Source organism: Moorena sp. SIO2C4, from assembly GCF_010672485.1.
Taxonomy (GTDB): Bacteria; Cyanobacteriota; Cyanobacteriia; order Cyanobacteriales; family Coleofasciculaceae; genus Moorena; species Moorena producens.
In genome coordinates this window covers 1-2,383 of sequence record NZ_JAAHGN010001117.1, presented here as the reverse complement: position 1 = coordinate 2,383, position 2,383 = coordinate 1, and the positions used below count along the sequence as shown (strand labels likewise).

Below are 2,383 nucleotides of genomic sequence, written 5' to 3'. Positions count from 1 at the left end.
TTTAGGAGTAAGTCCACCACCTAAGCGATTCTTCAGGGTTTCGCACTCATTGGAGAAAGTTAACGCCAAGGGAATTGTGTACACAATATGGCAATTGAGTCGGCGTAACTGTTCACCCCGGTCAATGAATAAGTATTCTGGTTGCGTACGCCCAGAGGGTAAAGGGCGAATATCCACCCGGTCCAGATTATCCACAATCACCACTAGTCCCGCCTTACCCTTTTTCTTCAGGGTAGTGGTAGCAGGTTTTAGTAGTTCTTCATTAATCGAGTCTAAGATGCCACTAGTGCGAGGTTCGAGATATTCCCGTAATCGACGCCGCAGTTTAGGACTTTCCTTAGTTTTAGCCGTTATTTTGCCAATGCCTACCGACAATTCTGCTTCAGCACCTAATTCAATTGGTGTGCGCAAAAAATCGGTAATTTCTGTAAAAAGATTGACAAAATAGCCTGGTTTTATATTAATTTTAATTTTCTCCAGACTTTCACTGACTTGACCAGCTATACTCAGCAAAATATCGCTTAGATCAACATCAGCCATGTCTAAATCTTGAGACGACTCAAAATAAACCACATGAAATTTTTGTTGCTCTAATTCAGCTTTTAGTCTAAGTAATTCTGTGGATTTACCACAGCCAATATGCCCTGTAAATAGCTGACAAGTCGGCTCATCTGGAGAAATTAAGGTGATGGTTCGCTTGAGGGATTCAATAATTTTATTTCCTCTGACTGGGGAAAAATCAATATAGTATTTTCTATCATTGACATCTCCCATACTCAGGGGCTTGCTGGGATTACAAGCTTTGTAGAATCTTGGCAGATCTAGTACCATTATAGCGTAATTTTCCTTCCTGATTTAGTCGCAGGACAATGCTAATTCCCACGTTTTTTTAGCACCTAACTTACCTTTTATAAAAGCGTTTTGCTAACCAATAAAGATGCCCCCGTCAATTCTGAACATATGTCTAGCCACTCACACTTTTGCTCTTGGTCTTTTGCTTCATCCCGGCTGGCCAAGGATAACGACGGTGGGTTTTGACTATTGAGTTTACCCTCAAAATTAGTCCATGTTGGTGTATGATCATTAACTTTACCATAATTTACGATTTGGGTATCCGTGAGACTCTGACCTAAGTTCAGTAGCATCGGCAAGGTTAGACTAACACTTAAGAATTGGCTGATCATCTCATATCTCTCCTATGGTTTGCATCGAATCAATGGTGTAAGGCAATGATTAACTCTTCGACAGCTGTGGGTTGGAATCAGGAAGTTACCAGGGATGAATAATGGCTGTAACCCATGTCAGCTGTGAAGCATCTATGTAAGCATTCAGCCGTCAGCTTAAGCGCTACGCGCACGCTGCGCGAACAGCTATCAGCCATTGGCCGTAGGCCACGCACGCTACTTGAGGTGCTTTGTGGCACAGGCAAATAGTTTGTGCCACAGGCTTCGAGGCTGGAACCTAACTCAGCATTATTCGAATGCTTACTTCTTTTATTCAAAAGCTGACGGCTGACGGCTGATAGCTGAATGCTTACGCATCTATTTCTATATTCGCCCTCTTCTCAAAAGTGATTCCTGAACTGATGCTCTAGGATCGAAAGCAGAAGTGTCCTAACCAGGAGGTGCCGTTTTGACCGAATTCTGGCCTGAGTCTGACTCTGTTAACTCTCTAGATTTTGATCAGGATTTAGATAGCGCAATTTCAGGTTTTGAGCAAATCCAGGCAGAACTGAACTACAAACAGGCACAAGACTCCCTCAGGGATCTAGTCGCTAATCTTGACTTATCCCGTAGAGAAAAAGCTGGTTTAGATGCTCAAATCCAAGACTTAGGCAATCTGCTTGAGAAGCTGGAAAATACCTGTATCCAAATTGCGGCCTTTGGCATGGTGGGACGAGGGAAATCCTCTGTACTCAATGCCTTAGTCGGTCAACCTGTATTTGAAACTGGTGCCCTACATGGGGTGACTCAGAATGCTCAAACTGCCCATTGGCAGCCCCATAATCAAAGCCATAATCAAAGCCCTAGTCAAACCTCTAGTCAAGAAACCCCTAGTCCAAATCATAGCCAACAGGATATTCTACAGGTTGCCCTACCCAGTATTGGTAATTCCCAAATTCAGCTAATCGATACCCCAGGGATTGATGAAGTAGATGGGGAAACTCGGGAAGCCTTAGCTCTAGAGGTGGCTAAACAGGCAGATTTACTGCTGTTTATTATTGCTGGTGATATGACTAAGGTAGAGTACCAAGCTCTATCTCAGTTAAGAGCTAGTGGGAAACCGATGTTACTGGTGTTGAACAAGATTGACCAATATCCCGATGCTGATCGCATGGCAATTTACAGAAAAATTCGGGATGAACGGGTCAAGCAGTTGCTTA

At 43.3% G+C, this 2,383-nt stretch carries 4 protein-coding genes; 2 read left to right on the top strand and 2 right to left on the bottom strand.

From position 1 onward, the window contains the following. Nucleotides 1-831 (bottom strand): P-loop NTPase fold protein (locus tag F6K20_RS34455; RefSeq protein ID WP_287297796.1); only part of this gene is annotated, 831 nt, incomplete at its 3' end. A 77-nt stretch (nucleotides 832-908) separates the two neighbouring features. Further along, the gene (locus F6K20_RS34450; RefSeq protein WP_008178783.1) at nucleotides 909-1,184 is read right to left on the bottom strand and encodes a hypothetical protein; all 276 of its coding nucleotides are present in this window, start codon (nucleotides 1,182-1,184) and stop codon (nucleotides 909-911) included. A 114-nt stretch (nucleotides 1,185-1,298) separates the two neighbouring features. Here F6K20_RS34450 and F6K20_RS34445 point away from each other — a divergent pair, with 114 nt between their 5' ends. Next, nucleotides 1,299-1,433: a hypothetical protein gene (locus F6K20_RS34445; RefSeq protein WP_287249029.1), complete on the top strand. Its 135-nt coding sequence runs from the start codon at nucleotides 1,299-1,301 to the stop codon at nucleotides 1,431-1,433. A 199-nt stretch (nucleotides 1,434-1,632) separates the two neighbouring features. Further along, nucleotides 1,633-2,383, top strand: a 751-nt coding sequence (locus F6K20_RS34440; RefSeq protein WP_287297794.1) for an Era-like GTP-binding protein, incomplete at its 3' end; no start/stop codon positions are given.